The 7,106-nt window shown below is 62.1% G+C and carries 8 protein-coding genes; 3 read left to right on the forward strand and 5 right to left on the reverse strand.

Annotation, left to right across the window (positions count from 1 at the left end; genetic code table 11):
- Window positions 1-66: 66 nt before the first annotated feature.
- Window positions 67-1,992 (reverse strand): N-acyl-D-glutamate deacylase, encoded by a 1,926-nt coding sequence (locus F1542_RS02445; protein WP_193731643.1) that lies wholly within the window; start codon window positions 1,990-1,992, stop codon window positions 67-69.
- Window positions 1,993-2,245: 253 nt separating this feature from the next.
- On the opposite strand from F1542_RS02445, the gene F1542_RS02450 reads away from it, so the two are divergent.
- A complete protein-coding gene (locus tag F1542_RS02450) occupies window positions 2,246-3,166 on the forward strand; it encodes a bile acid:sodium symporter family protein (RefSeq protein ID WP_193731639.1) in 921 nt (306 codons plus the stop codon).
- An 18-nt stretch (window positions 3,167-3,184) separates the two neighbouring features.
- Here the strand turns inward: F1542_RS02450 and F1542_RS02455 are convergent, their stop codons facing one another.
- Window positions 3,185-3,373 carry a hypothetical protein gene (locus F1542_RS02455; protein WP_010508502.1) on the reverse strand — a complete coding sequence of 63 codons (189 nt, stop codon included), beginning with the start codon at window positions 3,371-3,373 and terminating at the stop codon, window positions 3,185-3,187.
- Window positions 3,374-3,502: 129 nt separating this feature from the next.
- Between F1542_RS02455 and F1542_RS02460 the strand changes: the two genes are divergently transcribed.
- Entirely contained in the window at window positions 3,503-3,742 is a 240-nt protein-coding gene (locus tag F1542_RS02460; RefSeq protein WP_193731640.1) for a hypothetical protein, read from the forward strand.
- Between the two features lie 32 nt (window positions 3,743-3,774).
- Window positions 3,775-4,791, forward strand: coding sequence for an LLM class flavin-dependent oxidoreductase (locus tag F1542_RS02465; RefSeq protein ID WP_193731641.1), 1,017 nt, complete (start codon window positions 3,775-3,777; stop codon window positions 4,789-4,791).
- A 145-nt stretch (window positions 4,792-4,936) separates the two neighbouring features.
- On the opposite strand, the gene F1542_RS02470 is transcribed toward F1542_RS02465, so the two are convergent.
- The 3 genes from F1542_RS02470 to F1542_RS02480 form a co-directional block, all read right to left on the reverse strand.
- Window positions 4,937-5,866 (reverse strand): 2-hydroxyacid dehydrogenase, encoded by a 930-nt coding sequence (locus F1542_RS02470; protein WP_193731642.1) that lies wholly within the window; start codon window positions 5,864-5,866, stop codon window positions 4,937-4,939.
- Window positions 5,867-5,901: 35 nt separating this feature from the next.
- Complete coding sequence (locus F1542_RS02475; protein ID WP_193731644.1) at window positions 5,902-6,705, reverse strand: fumarylacetoacetate hydrolase family protein; 804 nt, start codon at window positions 6,703-6,705, stop codon at window positions 5,902-5,904.
- A 172-nt stretch (window positions 6,706-6,877) separates the two neighbouring features.
- A partial coding sequence (locus tag F1542_RS02480; protein WP_346011744.1) for an oligopeptide/dipeptide ABC transporter ATP-binding protein occupies window positions 6,878-7,106 on the reverse strand: 229 nt, incomplete at its 5' end.

Genomic DNA, 7,106 nt, shown 5'->3' on the forward strand with positions numbered 1-7,106 from the left:
ATCAAATATGTGCGGGTGGGTGTTGCCCATCGTGAAACAGGGGCATGGGGACAGGCAGGTGGGCCGTTATGATTGCCCGGTTGATGTCGTCCGGGGGGCATGTGGGCGGGAGCCGCGTTCATCCGGGTGGTCTTTCGCGCGCATGACGCGGCCAAAGGCCGTCTGGCCAAAGTCACGGGTGTACGCGCCATCGGTCCATGCCGTCCGGCCCGCGACCATGACATGGCGCACGACGCCGGGTGGCCGGTTGATGACCTGACGGCAGCCAAATGCGCTGCGATAGACGAATTCATAGGTTTTTTCCGGATCCCACTGACGCAGGGCATCGGGGTCGATCACGCACAGATCCGCCTGCGCGCCCACCTTCAGCACACCTGCATTGAGGTTGAAAAAGCCAGCGGGCAGGCCGGTCAGGCGGTGGACGGCAGTCGCCACCTGCTGCGGCCCGTCAGGCTGGGCGATTTTCAGGGTCCGCAGGTTACCGTCATAAAAGGCGATATTGGCCAGATGCGCGCCACTGTCATTGAACCCCGGCAGTGTATGGGGGTTGAACAGCAGTTTTTTCAGCGTGACCGGATTGCGGTTGGCAAAAGTCGTCTCCCATCGCAGGTCCGTATCCCATTGCTGCAGCAGGTGGATTAGGAAAGCGGCGTCATCCTCAATGGGATTGGGAAAGGTTGCGAAAAACGCGGCTTCTTCCGCATTGACCGCCCCATGGCGTCCCCCTGTCGCCTGCCACTGCCGCAGGCGGTGATAGGGATATTGCAGTGTTTCGCCCTGCCACAGGGGCAGGGGACATTCGGCCACCTTCATATCCGCCAGACGCCGGGTCAGCACCGTGTCCTCCAGCCGCAGCAGGCGCCGCAGCCTTGCAATCGACCATCCCGTCCTGCCCTTCAGCCACATTGCGCGGAAGGACGCGATCCATTGCGGGTCATCCAGAATACGCAGGCGTCCCGCCCGGTCATCCAGTTCCAGTTCATTCAGGGCGCGCAGTTCGGGTATTTCGTCCGCTATGGGGTTGATGGCCCCGTCGCTCCATATCCGGAATGTGCCCGACAACACCTGAAAACGGAAGATCCCCTCCAGCAGCCGGGAATTGAGGATGGCGGACAGCATAAGGCACATCGTGACCGCGGCGCGATTGGTCCGCAGGTCGATTGCCGCCAGCACCGTGGTGCGCAGCGGACGACCGAACAGCCGCCCGCTGGTCAGCAGGAAGGTGCGTACCGCCTCGATGATATCATCCTTGGGCGGGGTTGCCTGCCATACGCGCCCGTAGCGGCGTACAACATTGGTCAGTTGCGCCAGTTCGCGGTAGCTGGCGTACTGGGTGGGGATCTTGCGTTTCTTGTGCGGGTTGTTGGCCAGGAAATGAAAGGGCAGGGCATCGGTGGAAAACCCTGCATAACCCTGCGCCATGCCTGCATCCACCAGGCGTTCCATCTGCGCACGTTCGCGTTTGGTGGGGGGACGGGTAATGGACTGCTGCAGTCCCATGACCGCAATGCGCAGCATGGAATGGGGAATGAGCGGGACGACATTGGCGCCAAGCTTCAGGCCGGAAAGATGGTCCAGATATCCCTGTGAATCCGTCCATGTGCAGGCGTCCGCCACGCGGGCCAGCACGGGTTTTGGCATGTTTTCCACGCGGGCGAAGCAGTCCACGACGGGATCTTCCCCCGCGCTGCGCTGGTGGCCATAGGTCACCCCGATGGAACAGTTGCCGATCACCACCGTGGTGGTGCCATGGCGCACCACTTCGGGCAACTCGGGGGCCAGTTCCAGTTCAAGGTCCAGATGAGTATGGATATCCAGCAGCCCCGGCATCAGCCACTGACCGGTGCAATCCACCTGTGTCGCGTTTTCATCCCACTCCAGCGATGGGCCGATTGCCGCGACCCGGCCATCAGATACGGCAACGTCGGAAATGACAGGATGGCTGCCCGTGCCGTCAAAAAAAAGCGCGTTGCGGTAAACGGTGTCGGGCACGCATGTCTCCCCATGTCGGAATGTGGGCACGGCAGGATCCATGCCATGGCGGGCCACGGGTGGCGTCCCGTACAGTCACGATAACAGCCCGGCAGGGGGAAAGGTTGCGTGTTACTGTGCGGGAAGCGGCACAAAATCATCCACCACCTGTCGTGTGCTCTGGCCATGTCGCCGGTCAATGCGTATTCAGGCATCCCGCACGGACAGGCAGGAAAGCGCAGGGTGAACATATGCCGCATATACGGAACATGACATGGCGGCCCTGACACGGCTGTTTCCGCTATGGGCGATCCTTGTCTCGACCATGGCGATTATGGCGCCCGCGCCGTTCGTGGCATTGACGCCTGCCATCACGCCGTTGCTCGCCTTCATCATGTTCACCATGGGGGTGACGCTGACGGCGGGGGATTTCGTGCGCATCGTGCGCAGGCCGCAGCCTGTCATCGCCGGTGTCGTGCTGCACTACCTTGTCATGCCATTGGCCGCATGGGGGATTGCGCACATGCTGGGCATGCCGCCCATGATCACCACCGGCATGGTACTGGTGGGCTGTGTTTCCAGCGGCACGGCGTCCAATGTCATGATCTACCTGTCACGCGGGGATGTAGCACTGTCTGTCAGCATCAGCACGCTGTCCACGCTGGTCGGGATCGTGGCGACCCCGGTGCTGACGCGGTTTTATGTTTCGGCCGGTGTCAGTGTCGATAGCTGGGGCCTGTTCCGCAGCATTGTCGAAATCGTGGCCCTGCCGGTCATGGGCGGGGTGGTGGTCAACACCGCCTGTCCCCGTCTGGTCCGGCGGGTTGAGCCGGTGCTGCCGCTGGTGGCCATGGTGTCGATCATGATGATCATCGGCAGCATCGTGGCGGGCGTGCGCCCGTCGCTTGCAGCAGTGGGGCCGCTGGTGCTGGTGGGGGTGGTGCTGCACAATGCGGTCGGGCTGCTGGGTGGGTACTGGGGTGGCCGCCTGCTGGGCTTTGACGAAAGCGTATGCCGCACGCTGGCGCTGGAAGTCGGCATGCAGAATTCCGGTCTGGCCGCGACATTGGGGCGGCTGTATTTCTCCCCGCTGGCGGCGCTGCCGGGGGCGGTATTTTCCGTATGGCACAACATATCGGGGTCAGTCCTTGCCGCGCTGTGGGCGGGGCGGCCCCCACGCGACGACCGCCCGTGACCCCATGCACCGTTACCATCACGGCGGCGGTGCATTACCAGGCGTGTGTAGCAACAAAAAAAGCGCGACGACCAGCAGGATGATCGGTAGCAGGCCGAGGCCGTTGAAGCCGGTTCCCCGCGGCCCGCCGTACCAGCCTGAGCGGTAACCATAGCCACCTCCGCCAATGGCGAAGATGATGAGGGCAATGATAAGAAGGGTCAGCATGGGATATACTCCGCTAGATGCCTGCTGATCCAACGGGCCATCACGGGGATGGTTCCTGTATGCGGGGGCGCATGTGCGGGGCGCGAAAGATCATTAAATAAGGCCGGTCAGGGCGGTCCGAAGGTTATCATGTTAGGGGATATGGCGGTTGCGTGTCCCGATATCCGGATGCCAGATTCCTTGATTGCCGCAGTTTTTTTACCAGTTGCAGGTCATAAGAAGTTTTTTTGCAAAAAGCGTCAAAGACCGCCGCCTTGGAAAAGCAGCATCCAAAAGCTTTTATTGTTTTTTATCGATGAATTATTTCACAATGGTCTGCCCACTATCCCTGAACTGGATTTCATGTGGTTTCGCCCCATATCTTCCTGACTGGCCTGTATTATTCGTGCTGAGGTAATGGTGTGATCCCGTTTTCCGTCCTTGACCTATCCCTTATTACGCGCGGTGGGAGCGCGGGCGATGCCTTCCGCAATACACTGGATCTGGCGCAACGGGCCGATGACCTCGGTTTTGCGCGCTACTGGCTGGCTGAACACCACGCCATGCCGGGCATTGCGTCGGCTGCCACGGGTATCCTGATCGGGCAGGTGGCGGCGGCGACAACGCGCATCCGTGTTGGCGCGGGAGGCGTCATGCTGCCCAATCATTCCCCGCTGGTGATCGCCGAACAGTTCGGCACGCTGGAAACCCTGTTTCCCGGCCGGATTGACCTTGGCCTTGGCCGTGCGCCGGGGGCGGACCAGCGCACGGCCCGCGCCCTGCGTCGTGACCCGCACGCGCCCGAACGCTTTGCGTCCGATGTGGTCGAACTGCTGCATTATTTTGAACCGGCCGATCCCATGGACACCCATATGGTCCACGCCATACCCGGCATGGGCCTGCGGGTGCCGGTATGGCTGCTGGGGTCATCGCTGTTTTCAGCGGTGCTGGCCGCACGGCTTGGCCTGCCCTATGCCTTTGCATCCCATTTCGCACCGGGACAGATGGCGGAGGCGATCAGTCTTTACCGTGCCCGGTTTGAACCCTCGGACCGTTGCCCCAGGCCCCACGTCATGCTGGGCGTGAACATCATCGCAGCGGACAGGGAAGAAGAAGGCGCGTTGCTGGCGACCTCCCTGCAACAGTATTTCATTGCCCTGCGGCGGGGACGGCCCATTGCCTTTCCCCCGCCGGTTGCGGATACCACCGGCCTGTGGTCGCCAGCGGAACAGGAGATGGTGGACCAGACCCTGTCATGTACGTTTGCGGGTTCAGTCCGGTCCATTACGCCACGGCTACGCGATTTCATTGCCCGGCATGAACCCGATGAACTTCTGGTTGCGCTGCCCATTCATGACCATGGACTGCGGCGGCACGCCCTTGAACTGACCGCCGCCATGCAGGCCACGCTATCGTCGGATTTATACGTCAGCCCTTGAAGCATCCTTCAGATTTAAAAGAAGTTTTTGGTAAAGCTTATTTCAAAAAGCCTTGAAAGGTGCTGCCTTTTTTAAAAAAAGGCAGCATCCGGAAACTTTTATTTTCAAGTTCTTTTCAAACAGCCATCTGGTGTTAAAAGCCTGTTCAGACCACTGGCGTCAGCAATGGCCTGCCCGTAAAATGGGCAGCAAGATTTTCCACGACCAGCTTTCCCATTGCCAGCCGGGTTTCCACCGTGGCACTGGCGCGGTGGGGCTGCAGGACGGTACGGGATGAGGTACGCAGCGCCTCGGGCACGTCGGGTTCATGTTCGAACACATCCAGTCCCGCGCCACCCAGTGTTCCATTCGCAAGGGCCGTGACAAGGGCGGCTTCATCCACCACCGACCCGCGCGCCACGTTGATCAGCACACCATCCGGCCCCAGCGCATCAAGGACCTGCCGGTTGACCAGATGCCGTGACCCCGCCCCGCCCGAGGCCGCCACCACCAGCACATCGCTGTGGCGTGCAAGGGTCAGCAGTTCCGGGACGAACGTATAACCGGGCAGGTTCTTGTCACGGCGGTCGGTATAGGAAACCGGCATGCCGAATGCACTGGCGCGTGTCGCCATGGCCTGTCCCACATGGCCCATGCCCAGTATGCCCAGCCTGCGCCCCGATACCCTGTGGCCCAGCGGTGGCATGGGCCTGCTGCCCCATCCGCCATCACGTACGTAACGGTCCGCCGCCGGCAGGCCGCGCAGCAGCGACAGCAGCAGGCCCATGGCCATGTCCGCCACGTCATCGGTCAGCACGCCCGGCGTGATGGTGACAGGGATGCCGCGTCGCTTTGCTTCATTCAGGTCAACAGCGTCCGTACCAATGCCGTTGATGGCGATGATCTCAAGATGGGGCAGGGTGTCCATGACAGCGCGGGGCACGCCCGTGCCGCCACCGGTTGCAATGCCGCGTATCGATCCGGCGATTTTGTCCAACGGTTCACCCGCTGTCGGGCGATGGACATTATAGGCCGCATCAAGCTGTTTCTCGATTTCAGGCATCATGGGTTCAAGCAGCAGGATATCGGGTTTCATGTCAGATCTTTCTTGCGGGCGGGACGGCGAGGGGGTCAGGCCAGGTGGGCACGTACCGACCCCAATGCGGGGAAGCTGGCTTCGACATCCGTGCCATGTGCGACAAAAATGGTGCCGGTGGTGGAACCGGTTGTCACCACGCAGCCAGCATCAATGCCCATGCCGCGCCGGGCGGCATGATTGGCCAGCCAGACCAGCATGCGCAGCGGGTCGCCCGCCGCATTGCCACCGATATGATCCATCGCGACCTTGCCATCAATCCGCAGCACCACGCGTTCACGTACCGGGTCAAGCGTGCGCCACGTGGGGGTGCCGGGACCTACGATCATGGCGCCATGGCTCTGCTGGTCGGCGGCATGCAGCAGTTTATGCAGGGAGCCGGGCCGGGCGAAGCGGGTATCGAGGATCTCGATGACCGGATGGGCCGTGCCGATGGCGTCCAGCACCTCATCACGTGTCCATGGCGTGGACCTTGGGGGCAGGGCGCGGGCGAAACGGTAGCCGATTTCGGCCTCGACCCCCAGATGGCGGCAGGTATCCGCCGGGACGGTCGCGCCATCATTGAAAATGGTTGCGGTATGGATGGGTGCGCAGGCGGGTTCGGCGTCCGGGCCGGACGCGCCTACCTTCCAGCCGCCAACCGGGCCAAGCGACCGTCCCACCGTGTCCTGCACGGCGTAAGCCTCTGCCCCCGTGACCGGTACCAAGGTTTCGTCCACGCTGGCGGGCGGGGACAACCGGCCGCACCGTATGGCAAGGAGCAGTTCAGGCAGGCTGGTGGTTGCAGGCATGGAAAGTGTGTCCCCCGATACGGTCATGGCCCCGGCACGATGGCACATCACACCTGCGCACGCCATGCCACGACCGGAGACTTGCCCTGTGGTGCCGACAGGACGCCGCCCGGAACTGTCAAAAGTTTTTGGTGAGGCTTTTTTCAAAAAGCTTCGAAAGACGCCGCCTTTCTGAAAAAAGGCGACACCCAAAAACTTTGATTATTCACCAACGGATCCATCACGATGGCGCAAGGGGAAAATGACACGCCACTTCATGGCCGGGGCCTATGGGCCGCAGGGCGGGTGCCTCCACCCGGCAGCGGTCCTGCACATATGGGCAGCGTGTATGGAAGCGGCACCCGGCGGGGCGGTTGACGGGACTGGGTATGTCACCCCCAAGCGGCGGCGGGGGCGTGGCACCCGCCACGGGGCGGGGCACGGCGGCGGTCAGGGCGGCAGTATAGGGA

This window comes from Komagataeibacter sp. FXV3, assembly GCF_015155755.1.
In the GTDB taxonomy this organism is placed as follows: domain Bacteria; phylum Pseudomonadota; class Alphaproteobacteria; order Acetobacterales; family Acetobacteraceae; genus Komagataeibacter.

What these genes read in the sequence shown, in the direction of transcription:
- F1542_RS02450 (WP_193731639.1), top strand. Translation starts at nt 2,246, where the DNA reads ATGGCGGCCCTGACACGGCTGTTTCCGCTATGGGCGATCCTTGTCTCG.
- F1542_RS02455 (WP_010508502.1), bottom strand. Translation starts at nt 3,373, where the DNA reads ATGCTGACCCTTCTTATCATTGCCCTCATCATCTTCGCCATTGGCGGA.
- F1542_RS02475 (WP_193731644.1), bottom strand. Translation starts at nt 6,705, where the DNA reads ATGTGCCATCGTGCCGGGGCCATGACCGTATCGGGGGACACACTTTCC.
- F1542_RS02470 (WP_193731642.1), bottom strand. Translation starts at nt 5,866, where the DNA reads ATGAAACCCGATATCCTGCTGCTTGAACCCATGATGCCTGAAATCGAG.
- F1542_RS02460 (WP_193731640.1), top strand. Translation starts at nt 3,503, where the DNA reads ATGTTAGGGGATATGGCGGTTGCGTGTCCCGATATCCGGATGCCAGAT.